Genomic DNA, 17,743 nt, shown 5'->3' with positions numbered 1-17,743 from the left:
GACGGAAAGGCGTCCGCATGGAGCGACGTACGGCCCAGGACCGCAGCACGGGCACGGGCCTCGGCAGGGCCACGGACCGCAGTACGGCCACGGACCACAGCGCCGACCCGGGCCTCGGCACCGCCGCCGCCTCGGCCCTCGTCCCCGAACGCGCCGACGTCGTCATCGTCGGCGGAGGCGTGCTCGGGGCGAGCATCGCGTTCCACCTGGCGGAGGCCGGGGTGGACGGCGTCCTGCTGCTGGAGCGCGACCGGCCCGCCGACGGATCCTCGGGAAAGCCCATCGGCGGCGTACGCGCCCAGTTCTCCGACCCGCTCAACATCCGCATCGGCCGGCGCAGCCTGGAGGCGTGGCGGGCGTTCGGCGAACGGCCCGGCGCCGACATCGGGTTCGAGAGCGTGGGCTACCTCTTCCTGCTCGGCGACGCCACCGAACGCGCCCTGTTCGAGGAGGGGGTGGCGGCACAGAACGCGCTCGGGGTGCCCAGCCGGATCATCGGCCCGGCCGCGGCCGCCGCACTGTGCCCGTACCTCGACCCGGACGGCATCGTCGCCGCCGCCTACTGCCCGACCGACGGGTACGCGCTGCCGCGGGAGGCGGTGACCGGCTATCTGCGCGCGGCCGCCCGGCACGGCGCGGAGATCCGTACGCACTGCCCCGTCACCGCGATCGAGACCCGCGACGGCGCCCTCGACGCGGTACGGACACCGCGCGGCACCGTCCGCACCACCACGGTCGTCTGCTGTGCGGGCGCCTGGTCCGCCGAGGTCGGCGCGATGGCCGGAGTACGGCTGCCGGTGACCCCGTTGCGCCGCCAGATCGCCTTCACCGGCCCGCTGGACGCCCCACCGCCCCGCATCCCCTTCACCCTCGACTTCGCCTCCACGGCCTACTTCCACAACGACGGCGCGGGCGGACTGCTGCTCGGCATGTCGGACCCGCGCCAGGAGCCGGGCTTCGGGCGGGAGTTCAGCCGGGAGTGGCTGGCACCCTTCCGCGAGGCCGTCGGCCGCCGGGCGCCCGACCTGGCCACGATGCCCGTCAGTGGCGGCTGGGCCGGTCTCTACGAGACCACCCCCGACAACAACGCCCTCATCGGCGGGGCCGTGGACGTGCCCCGCTTCCTGTACGCCACCGGATTCTCCGGCCACGGCTTCCTCCAGGCGCCCGCCGTGGGGGAGCTGGTCCGCGACCTGTACCTGGGCCGCGAACCGTTTCTCGACGTCGGCCCGCTCGCCGCCACGCGGTTCGACGCCCGTCCCGCCGGCAGGGGGGAGGAGGGTGGCGTACCGCGCGACGGCCCCCGCCCGGAAGCACACATCATCTGACCGGCACCCGTTGAGGAGGACCGCATGATCCCCACCTGGCGGCTGCGCGCCGCCTTCGCCCGCCGGCTGTCCGGCATGTACGGCGCCGAAGTCCCCGCGTACACCACCCTTCTGGAGGTGACGGGCGAGGTGAACGACGAGGTCGCGCACCGCGACCCGGACGCCGGGCGGCTGGGCGGCATCGAACGGGTGGCCGCGGAGCGGCACGGCGCCATCCGCGTCGGCACGCCCCGCGAACTGCGCCAGGCGGCCCAGGTGTTCGCCGCCCTGGGAATGCGCCCGGTGGGCTTCTACGACCTGCGGGACGCCACCACGAGCGCGGTCCCGGTGGTCTCCACCGCCTTCCGCCCCGTCGAGCCCGAGGAGCTGGACCGCAACCCCTTCCGCGTCTTCACCTCGATGCTCACCACCGCCGACCGCCGGTTCTTCGACGCCGGACTCCAGGCCCGGCTGGAGACCTTCCTGGACCGCCGCACGCTCTTCCCGCCCGAACTGCTCAGCCTCGCCGAGCGCGCCGAACGCGAGCACGGCCTCGCACCGGAACCGGCGGAACGCTTCCTCACGCTGGCGGTCGCCGCCTTCGAACTGTCCCCCGAGCCGGTGGACCGCGCCTGGTACCGCGAACTCGCCCGGATCTCCGCCGTCGCCGCCGACATCGGCGGTGTCACCAGCACCCACGTCAACCACCTCACCCCACGCGTCCTGGACATCGACGCGCTCTACCGGCGGATGGCGGACCGCGGCATCACCATGATCGACGAGATCCAGGGGCCGCCCTGCTGGGACGGCCCCGACGTCCTGCTGCGGCAGACCTCCTTCCGCGCGCTGGACGAACCCCGCACCTTCCGCGAGCCGGACGGCAGCGTGACCACCGGCGCACTGCGGGTGCGGTTCGGCGAGGTCGAGGCGCGCGGCATCGCCCTGAGCCGTACCGGCCGCGCCCGCTACGACGCACTCACCACGGAGACGGACCGGCGGCTCGCCACAGCGACGGAGCGGCGGCTCACCGGCGAAGGAGACAGCCGGGGAGCCGCCCGGCAGGACGTGGCCCGCCCCCTCTGGGAGGCCGGTTTCCCGCGCTCGGAACAGCGACTCGCCGCCGAAGGGCTGGGTTACTTCACGTACGCCCCGGCAGCCGCCCGCCCGCGCGACGGGCGGCACCCGCCCGCCGACCTGGCCGGTCTGCTGGAACACGGCTGGCTGACCGCCCGCCCGATCGTCTACGAGGACTTCCTGCCCCGTTCGGCCGCCGGGATCTTCACCTCCAACCTGACCGGACACGGCACCCGGGACACCGCCCGCACCGGAACGCCCTACGACGAACACCGGCTCGCCGAATGCATCGGCCGTCCCGTGCACGACCCCTTCCAGATCTACGCCGCTCAGCAGGACGCCTCCCTGCGGCGGGCGCTGGAAGCGCTGGGAGCGGACGACGCCCTTCGCGAACTGTGCCCCTCCTGACGGCTGTGCCCGCTTTCTGATCCGTACCGGCCCCCCTGCCGGCAGCCCCCGCCCGTCCTCACCCCGCGCCGAAGGAGCCACCCGCCGTGAGCACCCGCACCCAGCTCCCCAGCACCGCAGAACTCCGTGATCTGGCCGCCGACCGGCTGCGCCGCTGCGGCGTCGCGACCGTCCCCGAGGGCGCCGGGATCACCGCCCGTACGCCGCTCACCGGCGGCGTCCTGTACCGGCTGCCCGCCGCCACCGCGGAGCAGGCCGACGCGGCCGTCGCCGCCGCCGAAGCGGCGTTCCGGGAATGGCGCACCGTCCCCGCTCCGCGGCGGGGCGCCCTGGTCAAACGGTTCGGCGAACTGCTCACCGGACACCAGGACGCGCTCGCCGACCTCGTCACCGTCGAGGCCGGCAAGATCCGGTCCGAAGCGCTCGGCGAGGTACGGGAGATGATCGACGTCTGCGACTTCGCGGTGGGGCTGTCCCGGCAGCTCTACGGACGCACGATGGCCTGCGAACGCCCCGGCCACCGCCTCGCGGAGACCTGGCACCCGCTCGGCGTGACCGGTGTGCTGTCCGCCTTCAACTTCCCGGTCGCCGTCTGGTCCTGGAACACCGCCGTCGCCCTGGTCTGCGGCGACCCGGTCGTGTGGAAGCCCTCGGAACTGACCCCGCTGACCGCGCTGGCCTGCGACGCCCTGCTGGCCCGCGCGATCGCCGACACGGGAGCGCCGGCCGCCCTGCACCGGCTGCTCCTCGGCGGCCGGGAGACCGGCGCGCGGCTCGCCGACGACCCGCGCGTCGCGCTGCTCAGCGCGACCGGCTCGGTCCGGATGGGGCGTGCGGTGGCGCCGCGGGTGGCCGCCCGCTTCGGCCGCTGTCTGCTGGAACTCGGCGGCAACAACGCCGCCGTGGTCACCCCGTCCGCCGACCTGGACCTCGCGGTGCGCGGCATCGTCTTCTCCGCCGCGGGCACCGCGGGCCAGCGCTGTACGACCCTGCGCCGGCTGATCGTGCACGAGGACGTCGCGGACCGCCTGACCGAGAAAATCGTGCACGCCTACGGGCAGCTACCGGTCGGCAACCCCTTCGACGCCGCCACCCTCGTCGGACCGCTGATCAGCCCCGCCGCCCACGCGGCCATGGCCAAGGCGCTGGACACGGCGCGGGACGACGGCGGCACCGTACTCACCGGCGGTGTCCCGCACCTCACCGACCAGGCGCCGGACGCCGCCTACGTGAGCCCGGCGGTCGTGCGGATGCCCGCGCAGACCGACCTCGTCCGCACCGAGACCTTCGCGCCCGTCCTGTACGTGCTGACCTACCGCACCTTCGAGGAGGCCATGGCCCTGCACAACGGCGTGCCGCAGGGCCTGTCGTCCAGCGTCTTCACCCGTGACCAGCGGGAGGCCGAGCGTTTCCTGGCCGCCGACGGCTCCGACTGCGGCATCGCCAACGTCAACATCGGCACGTCGGGCGCGGAGATCGGCGGTGCCTTCGGCGGGGAGAAGGAGACCGGCGGCGGCCGGGAATCCGGTTCGGACGCCTGGCGGGCGTACATGCGCCGGGTCACCACCACCGTCAACTACTCCGACGCCCTGCCGCTGGCGCAGGGCGTCAGCTTCCTCTGAAGCCGTGAGCCCGTGGGTGGGAGGCGCGCCGTGCCCGTGGGTGGGCTGCCCGTCCGGCGCTCAGTTGAGGGTACGGGCGGACAGCAGCCGTTCGATGACGACGAAACGCTCGTCGAGCGGAGCGAGCCGCAGCAGCCGGCGGACCACGGGGCGCGGCCCGAGCAGCATCAGACGGCCACCGCGGTTGACGACCCGTTCACGGACCCGGCACAGCAGGGCCAGGCCGCTGCAATCCATGAACGTGACCTGACAGAGGTTCACGACGACCGTGCCGGGCCGGGGCGGCAACGCCTCACCGAGGACGGGTTGCAGGGTCAGCGCCAAGGCGAGATCGAGTTCTCCCTTGAGCGCGAGCACGAACTGGTCCCCTACCGCGTACGTGAGCAGTGCCGTGTCGGCGGTGCGTTCGGTCATGGCGCCCCCCACCGGTTGCGCGGGCCGCGGAGCGCGGCTTCTGGCTGATGGCACCGGGGACCGGGGTGCAGAAAAACCGTAGCGGGGCGCGTACGAGGAGAATCGATCAGGCAAGGTCGCGCCCCTCGAACGGGTGAAGTCTTGCGCTATCTCTTGACAGATCCTCCGGGGTGCGGAATGCGCCCCGGGCCGGGTGCCTTGACAGGCGGGGCCCGGCCCGGGGCGGCACGCGATCAGGACTGCGGCGGCTGGTCCTGGCCCTGATCCCTGCCGAGCTGGTCCTTGAGCTTGTCCTGGGCCGTGTCGACCTGGCTGCTGTACTTGCCCTGGGACTTCTCGTCGACGAAGTCGCCGGCCTTGTCGACGCCCTGGCCGGCCTTGTCCTCGTGACCCTTCAGCATCTGCTTGAGCTTGTCCATCACGGACATGAGTCGTCCTCCTCGCCACTGACGCCCCCACCTCTCCAGGGTCGCCGGGTCCGGCCGAATCCGCATCCGGGGTGCCGCGCGCCCGTGCCCGGCGGACCGGCGTACAGGGGCCGGAGGCGCTGCTAGGACGGGCGGCCCTGCAAGGTGCGCACGGGAATCAGACAGTGCGCGGAACTCTTGATCACGCCCTCGTCGCCCGCGAAGGCGCGCAGCATGTCCTCGCTGACCGGCCCGCCCGGCTTCGCCTCCGGCCACGGCCGGGTGGCGAACATGCCGTACACCTGGCCCCGGTGGTCCGCCGCCGCCAGCCACTCCGGCGGCACCGGGCACTGCGCGCTGAAGATCGGCATCGTCAGCACCGCCCGTCCGGCCTCGACGATCAGCGTCAGCGGGAGGGAAGGGGTGCGGGAGGCGTCCTGGAGCTCGCCGCCGACCAGCAGCCCGGCCTGGCTGAGCATGGTGCCCATGACCTCGGTCCCGGTCTCCGGGCCGTCCTTGCCGTCTCCGAGGGAGTAGGTGAGCAGGAAGGGTACGTCGTGACCGTCCTCGGGGTGCGCGCCGCTCCAGCCGATCATCATGAGGGTGCCCAGCTGGCTGTACGGAGGGTTGCCGGTGGTGGCCTGGGATGTGGTCATGGCGGGCACCTTAGTGACCTTCGCGTGCCGTCGTTCGCGCGCTTCACCCGGTTGGCGGAGCCTCGCCGGCATCCCAGCCGAACGGGGTCCGGACGGTCACCCGTACCGGCGATCCCGAGGGGCCGTACGCCACGTGCGCGTCAGGGCGGGGCCACGGGAGCGGCACCTGTACGGCGGGGGAGCGGCACCCGTACGGCGGGGGAGCGGGACGGGTACGCCCCGGGAGCGGCGGCGGCCGGTTCGCGCGTCCCGGCGGCGGGCACCATGACGGCAGGCCCGGCAGCGGCACGGGACGCGGTGCTCCCGGCGGCGGGCCCGGTGCCGGAACCCGGAGTCGGAGGGGGATGCGGCCCGATGGACCTTTCCGAGGTGGAGTACCACGACCCCGACGACGCGTCGGGCGAGGAGGCGATGGCCGACTACGCCCGGCTGGCCTGCGAACTCACCGGTATGGATCCCCGGTACGGCATACCGGCGCTGGTCACGATCGCGCGGCGGGAGTCCTCGTACAACCACCCGCGCTGGCGGGTGAACACCACCGACGGCAACGCCTGGGGGCCGGTCATGGCCGACGGGCACCCGCGCAACTGCTCACGTGGCGCCACCCAGTGCGTTCCGCAGACCTTCGCCGCGTACCACCGCTGCGGCACCGCCCGCACGCCGTACGACGTGGTGGCCTGCATGACCGCGACCATCGGCTACGTCCGCGACCGGTACGGCGTCGACGAGTCCGGCTCGAACTTCGCGGAGCGGGTGCAGCAGGCCGACCCGACCCGGCCGCCGAAGGGGTACTGAAGCGGGGCGCCGGCGGGCGGCGAGCGGCGGACGGCGCGGGCGGGGCTCAGGCGATGGCACCTTCCGTCCAGGCTCGGGTGAGGATCTCGTCCACGGTCTGTTCGACGGTCTGGTGCGTGGTGTCCAGCCACAGCCCGATCGGCGGGGTGTGCTCGCGCAGCGCCGTGTCGAGGTCGCGCACGCTCCAGTCGGGCCCGTACGCCGTCTTGGCCCGGGCCGCCTCCCGCTGCTCGACCGCCGACGGGTCCGGGGTGAGCACCACCACCGCCAGCGGGCGGGTCCTGATGTGCTCGGCCATCTCGGTCAGATGCTCGCCGAGCAGGATGTCCTGGGCGATCACGGTGAACCCGGCCTGGGCGTACTGGTCGGCGCAGGTGGCGGTCAGCCGGTGCCGCAGCCGCAGTTGCGCGAGGGCCGACGCGCCGGCGTCGGGCGTCATCTCCTCCCGCCCCCGGACGACCATGCGCCGGAACGTGTCACCGCGCAGGTGCACCGACCGCGCCAGCCGCTCGGCGAGCGCCTGGGCCACGGTGGACTTCCCGGCGGCCTGAATTCCCGTCAGGATCACGACCCCCGGGCCGAGCCACGGTCCCTGGGGCGCGGCGGGCGCGCTGTCGGTGGAGTGTGCCGTCATGGGTTCGGCTGCCTTTCCGCGCGGGGTTCCGGCCGGTCGCGGAGCGGTGGGGGCCGCTCCGCCGGGGCATCGTAGCGCCCGCGCCGATCACGGCGGTTGCCTGCCGGTGCGGTACGGGCACTGCGCTGCTCGCCCCCGGCCGTCAGCCCCTGGCTGTCAGCCGGTCGCCGTCAGCCCGTCGATCATGCGGTTGAGAAGCCGGTCGAAGGTCGCGTCGGCGGAGGGGGTGCCGCCCGGCGCGGTCAGGGCCTCGGCGACCTTCGGGCAGGCGTCCGTGACGGCGGCGGAGCGCAGATAACGGGCCTGCGCGTCGTGGAAGGCGCGGCCGGTGGCGGAAGCCGCCGCTTCCTGGGCGAGTTCATGGGTGACATGGCTCGCCACGAAGCCGGAGAGCAGGCTGAGGATTTCGAGTGCCGCCGGTGCGCCGAGCCCCACGGGAGCGAGGACGGCGAGGGCGTGCTCCAGGGTGGCGAGGGTGTTCGGGCCGAACGTCTGCCGTGCGGGCAGCGCCATGGGCAACCACGGGTGACGCCGCATCAGGTCGCGCTGCTCGTGGAAGAGGTCTCGCAGATCCGCGCGCCAGTCGCCGGACGGCCCGGGCGGCAGCCGGTGCTCCCCGGCGACCTCGTCGATCATCAGCTCCAGCAGCGTCTCCTTGTCGGGGACATAGCTGTAGAGCGACATGGTGCCGGCCCCGATCCGGGCCGCGACCGCGCGCATGGTGACCGCGCCGAGCCCTTCGGCGTCGGCGAGGGCGACGGCCGCGGCGGTGATCTCGGCCCGGCTGTGCGCCGGGGGACGGCCGCGCCGGGGGCGTTCGGCCGGTGCCCAGAGCGCCTCCGGGTCCACTCCGGCGGTACGGCCGGATGTGCCTGTACGGGTCACGGCAACCTCTCTCTGCTGTCCGTCGCCATCCAATCATCCGCTATTCTCGTACGCAGTACGGTAATAGCGCGCCATCAGGAAGAGCAGTCCGCACCAGGAATCGAGGCACCGTGACGACAGCGACGCACCGCCCCACCGCGAAGAAGCCGCCCCTGCTGGTCAGGGCGGTACGGCGCACCCTGCGCGGCATGCCCGACCCGCGCCACGACGTCGCCCACGAAGCCGGACTCGTGGTGCCGGCCGCCGACGGCAGCCCACTGCTGACCGACCACTACTTCCCCCGGGCCGCAGGCGACTTTCCCACCCTGCTGGTCCGCTCGCCGTACGGCCGCGGCATCCCGTGGGCGCCGATGTTCGGCATTCTCTTCGCCGAACAGGGCTTCCACGTCGTCCTGCAGAGCAGCCGCGGCACCGGAGGGTCCGGCGGCACCTACGCCTCGTGGCAGCACGAGGCCGCCGACGGCCGGGTGACCGTCGCGTGGCTGCGCCGGCAACCCTGGTTCACCGGCGTCCTCGGCACGCTGGGACCCAGCGCCCTCGGGTACGCGCAGTGGGCCCTCGCCGCCGCCCCGCCTCCGGAGCTGCGGGCCATGGTGGTCCAGGTCGGCTTGCACGACCTGCACGGCTTCTTCTACCCCTCGGGCCGTGCTTCGGGCCCGTTCGCCCTGGAGAGCGCCCTGGTCTCGACTCTCGGCCGGATGCACTACGGCCGGGGTGCCCTGGCCTTCGCGCGGGCCGCGCTGCGCCTGCGACGCCACCTCCGGAAGATCACCCGGACGCTGCCGCTCGGCGAGACGTACGGGCCCGGCCTCGGCGGCCGGGTGCCGTTCCTGGACGAGGCGATGGCCCGGCCCGATCCGGAGGACGCCCACTGGCAGGGTGCGGACGTCGGTGACGCGGCCGCGCGGGCGGCCGTACCGACCAGCCTGATCACCGGCTGGCACGACGTGTTCCTCGACCAGACGCTTCAGCAGTACGCCCGGCTGCGCCGCGCCGGATGCGACACCGCCCTGCTCGTCGGCCCCTGGACCCACAACTCCGCCATGCAGCAGGGCTGGGTGGACGTCTTCGCCGAAAGCCTCGCCTGGCTCCGGGCCCACCTGTGCGACGACGCGTCCGGCCTGCGCGAAACGCGGGTGCGCGTCCATGTGGGAGGGCGTCAGGAGTGGCGGGAGCTGTCCGACTGGCCTCCGGTGGCGACCGGCCGCCGCTGGTACCTCGACGGCGAACGCGACGGCGCGCTGAGTGCTCGGTCCCCCGAGGGCGCGCCGCCGCTGTCCTTCCGTTACGACCCGGCCGACCCGACGCCCTCGGTCGGTGGGCCCCTGTTGAGCCGGACCGCCGGGCCCCGGGACAACGCCGCCTTGGAGGCCCGCGAAGACGTGCTGACCTTCACCACCCCGCCGCTCGCCGAGCCGCTCGACGTCCTCGGCACGGTCGCCGTGGAACTGCGGGTCACGACGGACACCGGCTACGCCGATGTCTTCGCCCGGCTCTGCGACGTCGACGAGCGGGGGCGGTCGGTCAATGTCTGCGACGGGATCCGGCGCCTGGACCCCGCCACGGCCGGGAGCGCGGCCGGCCCGGCGGAGGTGACGGTGGCGATGAGCCCCACCGCCCACTCCTTCGCCGCCGGACACCGCGTCCGCCTCCAGATCAGCGGCGGCGCCCACCCGCGCTTCGCCCGCAACACCGGTACGGACGAGCCCTTGCCGACGGCCACCCGGCTGGTGCCCGTCGTGATCTCGCTGCACCATCCGTCGGCGCTGGTGCTGCCGCGGACCGACCCCGAGGCGGAAGGGGCGGAGCGGGCGGAACGGGCGCGGTCTCAGACGAAGAAGGCGTTCATGCCGTCCACGTCGGACAGGTAGGTCTCGATGGCCGCGATCTTCCCGTCGCGCACGGTGCACACCGTGGACAGGTGCTCGTCCAGGACCAGATCGCCGCGCTGTGCGGTGTTGTGCAAGGACAGCGCCATGTTGCGGGGGCTGACGAGGATGTGCAGCAGGGCGAAGTTCAGGCCGTACCCGGCGATCTTGCGGGCACGTTCGACGACGCCGTCCGCGCCGTGCGCCGTCCCGGAGATCGTGTTGTCGCCGGGCAGCTCCCAGGTCGCGTCCTCGTGCAGCAGGGAGCGGATCGTGTCCCAGTCGGCGGTGGCGAGCGCGGCGTGGAACTGCTTGCCGAGGGAGTAGTTGTCCTCGTAGACGGTCATGAGGGCTCCTTCATGCGAGAGGGTGCGGGCGGGCCGGTCCGGGCGGACCTGCCGACCCGTCAGTTCGTATGTTCTAGAACAGTAGCAGAGTGGGCGTGCGGGGAGGAGGGACGGGGAGGGTGGGGAGGTGGGCCGCGTGTCGGTCCGTCCGCGTACGCTCGGGGCATGGCCGTACTGAGTCACCCCGACCGTGCCGAACTACGCATCGCGGACGTCCTGGAGGCGTTCGCGCACCCGATCCGGCTGCGCATCGTGCACCGGCTCGCCCATGGAGCCGAACGCTCCTGCGGCGAGCTGCTGCCCGAAGTGTCCAAATCCACCGCCAGTCACCACTGGCGCGTGCTGCGCGAGAGCGGTGTGCTCCACCAGCGGCGGGAGGGCCGTCGCCTGGTGATGCACCTGCGGCGCGAGGACCTGGAGGCGCGCTTCCCGGGGCTGCTGGACGTGGTGCTGGCGGCTGCCGGGGGCGACCCTGAGGTGGTCGTGGGGGAGGGCGCGCAGGCCACCGGCGTGCTGCCGTCCTGACGGTGCTGCCCTCCTGGCGGGTGCTGCGGTGCTGTCGCGAATCGGCCCGTTCGGCGCGGTTCGTCCGCAGGGGATGTGCCGCATGAGAGCCTGACGGCCGGGTACCGGCGAGGCCGGAGGTGAGCGCATGTCCGGTGCGGCGAAACCGTCCGGTGCGACGACGGCGGTCGTCGAACTGGCCGCCTGGTGGGTCGTGCTGGCCGCGCTGTGGTTGGTGCTGGTCAGCAGCCTCGATCTGCTGGAGTGCCTGGTCGGCGCGGCAGCCGCCCTGCTCGGCGCGTGCGCCGCCCGCGCGGCCCGCAGGGCAGCCGTCAGCGGTGCCGCCGGCAACGGCCCCGCGCACACCCGCCCGGCGCAAGGCCGGCCGCGGTGAACGGCTGGCTGCTCGCGGCCGCGCTGCTGCTCCTCTTCGCCTTCGCCCCCACCGTGTGGGGTGCGGCGAGCGGGCCCGTACGGCGGCGGGTCATGGCGCAGAACCTCGCGACGCTCGTCGCCTGCCTCACCGTGCTGCTGCTCGCACAGGGCTACGCCCGGCCGTCGTACGTCGATCTGGGCCTCGTCCTGGCCGTCCTCGGTCCCGCCGGAACGCTCGTCTACGCCCGGCTGCTCGCCGACGAACTGGCCGGACAGCCGGTGCGCGACCGGGTCGCCGGCGTCCTCGACCGCGTCATGACGCCGCTCGCCGCCCTCTCCGTACCCCTGGTGGTGCTGCCGTTGTGCGTCGCCGCGGGACCGGGCAGGGCGATGGTGAAGCTGCTGGTCATCGGGGTGCTGCTGGTCGGCGGGAACATCGTGTCCTCGCGCGCGCTGTCCGGGCGGCGCGCCGGGGAGAAAGCCGGTGCGGCCGATGAATGACGTGCTGATCGTGCTGGCCCTGGCGTGCGTGGCGGCGGCCGCGACCGCCGCCGTACTGGCCCGCGACCCGGTCCGGCAGTCGACCGTACTGGCCCTTCTCGGCCTCGCCCTCGCCCTCCTCTTCGCCGTTCTCCAGGCGCCGGACGTCGCGCTCTCCCAACTAGCGGTCGGCTCCGTCCTCACCCCGCTGTTGCTGCTGCTCTCGGTGCGGAAGGTGCGGCGCAAGGGCCGGGCGGACGGTCACGACCGGGAACCCGGCAGCTCCGGGGAAGGGGAGCGGCGGTGAGCAGACGGATCCGGATGTGGGTGCTGGTCCTCGGCGGCCTGGGCGTGGCCGTCCTGCTGTTCGCCGCGAGCCTGGACCTGCCGGAGTTCGGCGGCGACCGGCACCCGTACGGCGCGCGGGCCGTCGAGGCCGCCCTCGCCCGGCACACCGCCAACGTCGTCGCGGCGGTCAATTTCGACCAGCGGGCGTTCGACACCCTCGGCGAGGAATCGATCCTCTTCTGTGCGGCGCTCGGCACCGTCGTGCTGCTCCGCCAGACCCGCGACGAGCACCGGGTACGCCCCGAACCGGCGCGCGTGGCCCCGCCCGTACGCCGTTACGCTCTCGTCGCGCTCCCGGTCACCCTGCTCATCGGTCTGTACGTCGTCGCACACGGCCAGCTCAGCCCCGGCGGCGGCTTCCAGGGCGGGGTGGTCGTCGCCACCGCCCTGCACCTGCTCTACATCGCCGTGGACTACCGCGCGCTGGAGCGGATCAGACCGGTCGGCCTGTACGCGACGGCGGACGCGGCGGGAGAGGCCGCCTACCTCCTGCTGGGCGCCGCCGGCCTGGTCGCCGGAACCGCCTACCTGACCAACTTCCTCCCGTACGGCACCTTCGGCACGCTCGCTTCCGGCGGCACGGTCCCGCTGCTCAACGCGGCCATCGGGGTGGAGGTCGCCGGCGGGGTCGTGGTGCTGCTGGCCTCCTTCCTCGACCAGGCGGTGGAGATCGAGGACGCGGCGGAGCACGCCGGCCCCGGAGAGACCCGTCACCCCGCCCCACCGCCCCCGTCCGAGGAGAAGCCGACATGAGCGTGCTGCCGTATCTCGTCGCCGGCTGGATCTTCCTGATCGGCTGTTACGGGCTGGCCACCAGCCGCAACCTCATCCACGCCGTCGGCTGCCTCGCCGTCTGCCAGGCGTCCACGTACGTCCTGCTGCTCGCCGTGGGCTACCGGGACGGCGGCACCGCACCGGTCTTCTCCGACCTGCGGCCCGGCCCCCGGCCGGTCGTCGATCCCGTCGTCCAGGCCCTGACCCTCACCGACGTGGTGGTGGGGGCGACGGTCACCGCGCTGCTGCTGGCCCTCGTCGTCCAGGTGGGCAAACGGCACGGCACCGTGGACCCGGACGAACTCTCGGAGCTGCGCGGGTGACCCCGACCGGCACGTTCGTCCCCGCCGCCATGACCCTCACGCCCGCCGCCACCCTCCCGCTGATCGTGGCCACCCCGCTGCTCGGCGCCGCCTTCCTGGTGGCCGCCGGACGGCGGATGCCGCGCCGGGCCGCCGAGACCGCGGGCACCGTCTTCGCCGCGGCCACCGCCGTCCTCGCCCTCTCCGTCCTGCTGCGCGGCACGCCCGCGGACGCGCCGGGCGCACGTGCCGTCGAATGGCTGGGCGGCCGGCACCCGCACGGCGGCGCGGGCGTCGGCATCGTCCTGGTCGGTGACCGGATCGGCGTCGGCCTGGCCGCCGTCACCTCGCTGCTCGTCGTCGCCGTCCTCGCCTACTCCTGGCGTTACTTCGACGAGCCGCCGCACCGCCAGGCGGGCACCTTCCCCGCCCTCGTCCTGATCTTCCAGGCGGGCATGTGCGGCTTCGCGCTCACCGGTGACCTGTTCAACGCGTTCGTCTTCTTCGAGCTGATGGGCGTCGTCGCGTACGCGCTCACCGGCTACCGCGTCGAGGAGAAACGCGCCGTCCAGGGCGCCCTCACCTTCGGCGTCGTCAACTCCCTCGGCGGCTACGCGACACTGCTCGGCGTCGGCCTGCTGTACGGACGCACCGGCGAACTCGGCTTCGTCCAGATCGGCGCCCGGCTGGCCGCCCACCCGGGCGAGCCCTCCGGCGGCGGCCCCGGCGGCCCCGACTTCCTTGTCCTGACCGCCTTCGTCCTCGTCCTGACCGGTCTGCTCGTCAAGGCCGCGGCGGTCCCCTTCCACTTCTGGCTCCCGGACGCCCACGCGGTGGCACCCACCCCGGTGTGCATGCTGCTGTCCGGCGTCATGGTCGAACTGGGCGTCTACGGCACGGCACGCGTCTACTGGACTGTCTTCGCGGGCCCCGGCGGCATCCCCACGGCCGACGCGCACCGCATGCTCCTCACCCTCGGCACACTCACCGCCGTCGTCGGCGCGCTCATGTGCTGGCAGCAGCGCCACCTCAAGCGGATGCTGGCCTTCTCCACCGTCGCGCACACCGGCCTGTTCCTGATCGGGCTCGCCGTCATGACTCCCGAGGGCACGGGCGGTACGGCGCTGTACGTCCTCGCCCACGCGGGCGTCAAGGCCGCGCTGTTCGCCGCCATGGGCATCCTCCTCGACCGCTTCCGCAGCGTCGACGAGCACGAACTCCACGGCCGCGGCCGGGAACTGCCCCTCGTCGGTGTGGTCTGCGCCGTCGGCGGACTGGCCCTGGCCGGGCTGCCGCCCTTCGGTACGGGACTGGGCAAGGCCGTCTCCGAGGAGGCGGCAGGCGGCTGGCAGGCGGCCCTGTTCGTGGTGGTGTCGGCAGTCACCGGGGGAGCGGTGCTGCGCGCCGTGGCCCGGATCTTCCTGGGAGCGGGGGTACGGCCCGAAGCCGCCGGTCAGGCGGAGGCCCGCGCGGACGAGACCAGCGGCAAGGACGAGGAGCCCGAGACCGCCGGCCCGCTGAGCCGCATCCCGGACACCATGCTGGCGGTCCCGGTCGTGCTGCTGGCGGGCGCCCTGGCCGTGGGCGTCGTACCAGGGCTGCACGCGGCGGTCGGCCGGGCCGCCGACGCCTTCCTCGACCGGGCGGGCTACGCGGCCGCCGTCCTGCACACGCCCCCGGCCGCGTCCGTACCGACGCCCGCACCGCACTGGTCCGTGGCGGGTGTGGGGCTCGGCCTGCTGTCCGCCGCCCTGGCCTGCCTCCTCGCCCGGTGGGCCGTACGCCGCACGGGCCCGACCCGGCAGACCCGCTGGGCCGCGCCCGTGCGCCGCCTGCACTCCGGGCACATCGGCGACTACGTCGCCTTCGTCCTGGCAGGCATGGCCCTGGTGGCGGCGCTCCTGCTCCCGTCCCTCCACTGAGGCCCCGACAGGGGCAGCGACTGCCGGGGTCTCGGCGGAATCCGCCCCTCAGTCCTTCCGGTACGCGTACGCCTCCCCGGCAGCCGCAGCGACCGCGTCCAGGTCCGCCCCCGTGGCCGCGCTGACCACGGCGGCCACCGCGCCCTCGACGAACGGCGCGTCCACCAGCCGCGTGCCTTCGGGCAGTTCGTCCCCCTCGGCCAGCAGCGCCTTGACGGTCAGTACGGCGCTCCCGAGGTCCACCAGGACCGCGACGCCCGCGCCCCGGTCCACCGTCCGCGCCGCCTCGGTGATCAGCTCCGCGCTGGTCCCGAGACCGCCGTCCGGGGTGCCGCCCGCCGCCGCGACGGGCGCCTTGACGTCTCCGCCCGCCAGGCCGGTCGCCAGCCGCGCCACCGACTCGGCCACCGGCCCGCTGTGCGACACCAGCACGATGCCCACGTAAGAAGTGTCCGCGCCGCTCACTCGGCCACCCCCTGGCCGGCGGCCTCCGCCAACGCCGCGAACAGCAGCGCGGACGAGGCGGCCCCCGGGTCCTGGTGGCCGATGCTGCGTTCACCGAGATAGCTCGCCCGGCCCTTGCGGGCCTGGAGCGGCACGGTGTCCTGCGCCCCCTGCCCGGCCGCCTCGGCGGCGGCCGCGAAGGACGTGGCCAGCGCCTCGACGGCGGGGTCCAGCGCGTCGAGCATCGTGGCGTCACCGGGCGCGGACCCGCCCAACTGGGCGACGGCGTCCACCCCGGCTCGCAGCGCCGTCCGCAGCTCGTCGACGGTGACACGGTCCGCCTCGCCGAGCGCCTTGCCCGTACGCCGCAACAGCGTCCCGTACAGCGGCCCCGACGCACCGCCCACCGTGGAGATCAACTGCCGCCCGGCCGTCGTCAGCACGGCACCGGGTGTCTGCGGCGGCTCGGCTTCGAGGGTCTTGACCACGGCCGCGAAGCCGCGCTGGAGATTGCTGCCGTGGTCGGCGTCGCCGATGGCGGAATCCAGGTCGGTGAGGCGGGCCGCTTCCCGGTCGACGGAGGCGGCGGACGCCGTCATCCAGCGCAGGAAGAACCCGGCATCCAGTGCCGTTTCGGACACGAACTGCTCCTCTGGTCGTACGTGCGCGTGCGACGTCTTGGCACAGACTCACCTGTGCGGGTGAACGTCTCCACCAGTGTGTACCTGTCCACCCGTGTCCTTGCTGCACCAGCGCCCCCGCGCGTCCGCACCGCTCGCGCGTCCGTACCGGCGTCCGTACCGCTCGCGCGTCCGCACCGTCCGCACCGTCCGCACCGCCCGCGCGTCCGCACCGCCCGCGCGCCTCAGCGTCCCCACCGCAGCGCCGCCGTCTGCACCGGCGCGTCCCACAGCCGCAGCAGCTCCGCGTCGGCCTGGCACAGCGTCACCGAGCAGCCGGCCATGTCCAGCGAGGTGACGTAATTGCCGAGCAGCGTACGGGCGACCGGCACACCCCGCTCACCGAGCACCCGGTGCACCTCGGCGCCGAATCCGTACAGCTCCAGCAGCGGCGTGCCGCCCATCCCGTTGACCAGCGCCAGCACCGGCTGCCGGGGGTTCAGGTCGGCCAGCACCGCGTCCACCGCGTAGTCCGCGATCTCGCGCGCGGTCATCATCGGCCGCCGCTCCCGCCCCGGCTCACCGTGGATTCCCACGCCCAGCTCCAGCTCACCGGCGGGCAGGTCGAACATCGGGCCGCCCTTGGCCGGCGTCGTACACGCGCCGAGCGCGACGCCGAAACTGCGCGAGGACTCGACGACCTGCCGCGCCAGCTCCGCCACCCGGTCCAGCGGCGCTCCCTCCTCGGCCGCCGCCCCCGCGATCTTCTCCACGAACAAGGTGGCCCCGGTGCCCCGGCGCCCGGCCGTGTGCAGCGAGTCCGTCACCGCCACATCGTCGTTGACGAGCACACTGGCGACCCGTACCCCCTCGTCCTCCGCCAGCTCGGCGGCCATCTGGAAGTTCAGCACGTCACCGGTGTAGTTCTTCACCAGGAACAGCACACCCTCGCCACTGTCCACGGCCGCCGCGGCCCGCACCATCTGATCGGGCACGGGCGAGGTGAACACCTCTCCCGGACAGGCGGCGTCCAGCATCCCCGGCCCGACATACCCCCCGTGCAACGGCTCGTGCCCACTCCCACCCCCGGAAACCACCGCCACCTTCCCGGCAACCGGCGCATCCCGCCGCACCACCACCCGATTGTCGACATCCACCACCAGCTCGGGGTGCGCCGCGGCCATCCCGCGCAGCGCGTCGGCGACGACGGTTTCGGGGACGTTCATGAGCATCTTCACGGGGCGCTCCTCGGTGGCTCGAAGGGCTTGGCGACGGACTCCGTCGGTACTGGTGCTGACCTCATGCCGATGTGCTGACGGAGGGTAAGTTACCGGGCGGGTTACTCAGCGTGACGGCCTCAGGATATGCGGAGGTGCTGGAGGTGGCGCAAGGGCCGGAGGGCGGAGGGCGTGCCCGGTATGGCTTGTTGGCGGGTGATGGCCTGGGCGTTCATCCCTGGACGCGGGGGGTGCCTCTATGTCTTCCGTCAAGGCGCCCGGGTTCAGTTTGGGGTGGTTTGACTGGCGGAGGTCAGGCGGCGAGCTGGACGTCTGTGGG

General features: G+C 73.7%; 21 protein-coding genes. 12 read left to right on the top strand and 9 right to left on the bottom strand.

What is annotated here, in order from left to right; genetic code table 11:
• Nucleotides 1-17 precede the first annotated feature (17 nt).
• From ACZ4QV_RS39100 to amaB, 3 genes are all read left to right on the top strand, one after another.
• Entirely contained in the window at nt 18-1,328 is a 1,311-nt protein-coding gene (locus tag ACZ4QV_RS39100; RefSeq protein WP_361585813.1) for an NAD(P)/FAD-dependent oxidoreductase, read from the top strand.
• A gap of 24 nt (nt 1,329-1,352) precedes the next feature.
• On the top strand, nt 1,353-2,789 hold the full coding sequence (gene hglS / locus ACZ4QV_RS39095) for a 2-oxoadipate dioxygenase/decarboxylase (protein WP_361585816.1): 1,437 nt from the start codon (nt 1,353-1,355) through the stop codon (nt 2,787-2,789).
• Nucleotides 2,790-2,875: 86 nt separating this feature from the next.
• Nucleotides 2,876-4,411: an L-piperidine-6-carboxylate dehydrogenase gene (gene amaB, locus ACZ4QV_RS39090; protein WP_361585819.1), complete on the top strand. Its 1,536-nt coding sequence runs from the start codon at nt 2,876-2,878 to the stop codon at nt 4,409-4,411.
• Between the two features lie 60 nt (nt 4,412-4,471).
• Here the strand turns inward: amaB and ACZ4QV_RS39085 are convergent, their stop codons facing one another.
• The 3 genes from ACZ4QV_RS39085 to ACZ4QV_RS39075 all read right to left on the bottom strand — a co-directional run bounded on the left by ACZ4QV_RS39085 (nt 4,472) and on the right by ACZ4QV_RS39075 (nt 5,888).
• Nucleotides 4,472-4,825 (bottom strand): STAS domain-containing protein, encoded by a 354-nt coding sequence (locus ACZ4QV_RS39085; RefSeq protein ID WP_361155075.1) that lies wholly within the window; start codon nt 4,823-4,825, stop codon nt 4,472-4,474.
• Nucleotides 4,826-5,058: 233 nt separating this feature from the next.
• Entirely contained in the window at nt 5,059-5,253 is a 195-nt protein-coding gene (locus ACZ4QV_RS39080) for an antitoxin (protein ID WP_361155076.1), read from the bottom strand.
• Nucleotides 5,254-5,375: 122 nt separating this feature from the next.
• Nucleotides 5,376-5,888 carry a DUF5949 family protein gene (locus ACZ4QV_RS39075; protein ID WP_030017544.1) on the bottom strand — a complete coding sequence of 171 codons (513 nt, stop codon included), beginning with the start codon at nt 5,886-5,888 and terminating at the stop codon, nt 5,376-5,378.
• A gap of 354 nt (nt 5,889-6,242) precedes the next feature.
• Between ACZ4QV_RS39075 and ACZ4QV_RS39070 the strand changes: the two genes are divergently transcribed.
• A complete protein-coding gene (locus ACZ4QV_RS39070; protein ID WP_361155078.1) occupies nt 6,243-6,683 on the top strand; it encodes a hypothetical protein in 441 nt (146 codons plus the stop codon).
• Between the two features lie 46 nt (nt 6,684-6,729).
• On the opposite strand, the gene ACZ4QV_RS39065 is transcribed toward ACZ4QV_RS39070, so the two are convergent.
• Together ACZ4QV_RS39065 and ACZ4QV_RS39060 are read right to left on the bottom strand one after the other, a co-directional pair.
• Nucleotides 6,730-7,317 (bottom strand): AAA family ATPase, encoded by a 588-nt coding sequence (locus ACZ4QV_RS39065; protein WP_361155079.1) that lies wholly within the window; start codon nt 7,315-7,317, stop codon nt 6,730-6,732.
• A 156-nt stretch (nt 7,318-7,473) separates the two neighbouring features.
• Nucleotides 7,474-8,202, bottom strand: coding sequence for a TetR/AcrR family transcriptional regulator (locus ACZ4QV_RS39060; RefSeq protein ID WP_467764190.1), 729 nt, complete (start codon nt 8,200-8,202; stop codon nt 7,474-7,476).
• A gap of 110 nt (nt 8,203-8,312) precedes the next feature.
• On the opposite strand from ACZ4QV_RS39060, the gene ACZ4QV_RS39055 reads away from it, so the two are divergent.
• Nucleotides 8,313-10,073, top strand: coding sequence for a CocE/NonD family hydrolase (locus ACZ4QV_RS39055; protein WP_467764189.1), 1,761 nt, complete (start codon nt 8,313-8,315; stop codon nt 10,071-10,073).
• Here ACZ4QV_RS39055 and ACZ4QV_RS39050 read toward each other — a convergent pair.
• Nucleotides 10,031-10,417 (bottom strand): nuclear transport factor 2 family protein, encoded by a 387-nt coding sequence (locus ACZ4QV_RS39050; protein ID WP_361155080.1) that lies wholly within the window; start codon nt 10,415-10,417, stop codon nt 10,031-10,033. The two genes, ACZ4QV_RS39055 and ACZ4QV_RS39050, sit on opposite strands and share 43 nt — an antisense overlap.
• A 165-nt stretch (nt 10,418-10,582) precedes the next feature.
• On the opposite strand from ACZ4QV_RS39050, the gene ACZ4QV_RS39045 reads away from it, so the two are divergent.
• The 7 genes from ACZ4QV_RS39045 to ACZ4QV_RS39015 all read left to right on the top strand — a co-directional run bounded on the left by ACZ4QV_RS39045 (nt 10,583) and on the right by ACZ4QV_RS39015 (nt 15,122).
• The gene (locus tag ACZ4QV_RS39045) at nt 10,583-10,942 is read left to right on the top strand and encodes an ArsR/SmtB family transcription factor (RefSeq protein ID WP_361155082.1); all 360 of its coding nucleotides are present in this window, start codon (nt 10,583-10,585) and stop codon (nt 10,940-10,942) included.
• A gap of 127 nt (nt 10,943-11,069) precedes the next feature.
• Complete coding sequence (locus tag ACZ4QV_RS39040; RefSeq protein WP_361155083.1) at nt 11,070-11,315, top strand: hypothetical protein; 246 nt, start codon at nt 11,070-11,072, stop codon at nt 11,313-11,315.
• Nucleotides 11,312-11,797, top strand: a complete 486-nt coding sequence (locus ACZ4QV_RS39035) for an MrpF/PhaF family protein (RefSeq protein WP_361155085.1) — start codon at nt 11,312-11,314, stop codon at nt 11,795-11,797. Before ACZ4QV_RS39040 ends, ACZ4QV_RS39035 begins: the two co-directional genes overlap by 4 nt.
• Nucleotides 11,790-12,083 carry a hydrogenase subunit MbhD domain-containing protein gene (locus tag ACZ4QV_RS39030; protein WP_361155086.1) on the top strand — a complete coding sequence of 98 codons (294 nt, stop codon included), beginning with the start codon at nt 11,790-11,792 and terminating at the stop codon, nt 12,081-12,083. Before ACZ4QV_RS39035 ends, ACZ4QV_RS39030 begins: the two co-directional genes overlap by 8 nt.
• The gene (gene mbhE / locus ACZ4QV_RS39025) at nt 12,080-12,877 is read left to right on the top strand and encodes a hydrogen gas-evolving membrane-bound hydrogenase subunit E (protein ID WP_467764188.1); all 798 of its coding nucleotides are present in this window, start codon (nt 12,080-12,082) and stop codon (nt 12,875-12,877) included. Before ACZ4QV_RS39030 ends, mbhE begins: the two co-directional genes overlap by 4 nt.
• Nucleotides 12,874-13,221 (top strand): sodium:proton antiporter, encoded by a 348-nt coding sequence (locus tag ACZ4QV_RS39020; protein WP_361616088.1) that lies wholly within the window; start codon nt 12,874-12,876, stop codon nt 13,219-13,221. The genes mbhE and ACZ4QV_RS39020 overlap by 4 nt, the downstream gene beginning before the upstream one ends.
• A 29-nt stretch (nt 13,222-13,250) precedes the next feature.
• Nucleotides 13,251-15,122: a complex I subunit 5 family protein gene (locus ACZ4QV_RS39015; RefSeq protein ID WP_467764202.1), complete on the top strand. Its 1,872-nt coding sequence runs from the start codon at nt 13,251-13,253 to the stop codon at nt 15,120-15,122.
• A 48-nt stretch (nt 15,123-15,170) separates the two neighbouring features.
• On the opposite strand, the gene dhaM is transcribed toward ACZ4QV_RS39015, so the two are convergent.
• The 3 genes from dhaM to dhaK form a co-directional block, all read right to left on the bottom strand.
• Entirely contained in the window at nt 15,171-15,587 is a 417-nt protein-coding gene (gene dhaM, locus ACZ4QV_RS39010; protein WP_467764187.1) for a dihydroxyacetone kinase phosphoryl donor subunit DhaM, read from the bottom strand.
• Nucleotides 15,584-16,165 (bottom strand): dihydroxyacetone kinase subunit DhaL, encoded by a 582-nt coding sequence (dhaL, locus tag ACZ4QV_RS39005; RefSeq protein ID WP_361155265.1) that lies wholly within the window; start codon nt 16,163-16,165, stop codon nt 15,584-15,586. The genes dhaM and dhaL overlap by 4 nt, the downstream gene beginning before the upstream one ends.
• Nucleotides 16,166-16,431: 266 nt before the next feature.
• Complete coding sequence (gene dhaK, locus ACZ4QV_RS39000; protein ID WP_361586023.1) at nt 16,432-17,418, bottom strand: dihydroxyacetone kinase subunit DhaK; 987 nt, start codon at nt 17,416-17,418, stop codon at nt 16,432-16,434.
• Between the last annotated feature and the right edge of the window lie 325 nt (nt 17,419-17,743).

It is taken from the genome of Streptomyces sp. NPDC026394 (assembly GCF_055567735.1).
The sequence above is the reverse complement of the archived record's forward strand: the minus strand, read 5'-3'. Positions and strand labels throughout refer to the sequence as shown.

Bases quoted from the DNA above. Each gene is read 5' to 3' on its own strand.
- ACZ4QV_RS39015 (WP_467764202.1), top strand. From the start codon at position 13,251: ATGACCCTCACGCCCGCCGCCACCCTCCCGCTGATCGTGGCCACCCCG.
- ACZ4QV_RS39030 (WP_361155086.1), top strand. From the start codon at position 11,790: ATGAATGACGTGCTGATCGTGCTGGCCCTGGCGTGCGTGGCGGCGGCC.
- ACZ4QV_RS39085 (WP_361155075.1), bottom strand. From the start codon at position 4,825: ATGACCGAACGCACCGCCGACACGGCACTGCTCACGTACGCGGTAGGG.
- ACZ4QV_RS39040 (WP_361155083.1), top strand. From the start codon at position 11,070: ATGTCCGGTGCGGCGAAACCGTCCGGTGCGACGACGGCGGTCGTCGAA.
- ACZ4QV_RS39100 (WP_361585813.1), top strand. From the start codon at position 18: ATGGAGCGACGTACGGCCCAGGACCGCAGCACGGGCACGGGCCTCGGC.
- dhaL (WP_361155265.1), bottom strand. From the start codon at position 16,165: ATGACGGCGTCCGCCGCCTCCGTCGACCGGGAAGCGGCCCGCCTCACC.
- hglS (WP_361585816.1), top strand. From the start codon at position 1,353: ATGATCCCCACCTGGCGGCTGCGCGCCGCCTTCGCCCGCCGGCTGTCC.
- ACZ4QV_RS39045 (WP_361155082.1), top strand. From the start codon at position 10,583: ATGGCCGTACTGAGTCACCCCGACCGTGCCGAACTACGCATCGCGGAC.
- ACZ4QV_RS39070 (WP_361155078.1), top strand. From the start codon at position 6,243: ATGGACCTTTCCGAGGTGGAGTACCACGACCCCGACGACGCGTCGGGC.
- ACZ4QV_RS39075 (WP_030017544.1), bottom strand. From the start codon at position 5,888: ATGACCACATCCCAGGCCACCACCGGCAACCCTCCGTACAGCCAGCTG.
- ACZ4QV_RS39020 (WP_361616088.1), top strand. From the start codon at position 12,874: ATGAGCGTGCTGCCGTATCTCGTCGCCGGCTGGATCTTCCTGATCGGC.
- ACZ4QV_RS39050 (WP_361155080.1), bottom strand. From the start codon at position 10,417: ATGACCGTCTACGAGGACAACTACTCCCTCGGCAAGCAGTTCCACGCC.
- ACZ4QV_RS39080 (WP_361155076.1), bottom strand. From the start codon at position 5,253: ATGTCCGTGATGGACAAGCTCAAGCAGATGCTGAAGGGTCACGAGGAC.
- dhaK (WP_361586023.1), bottom strand. From the start codon at position 17,418: ATGCTCATGAACGTCCCCGAAACCGTCGTCGCCGACGCGCTGCGCGGG.
- ACZ4QV_RS39065 (WP_361155079.1), bottom strand. From the start codon at position 7,317: ATGACGGCACACTCCACCGACAGCGCGCCCGCCGCGCCCCAGGGACCG.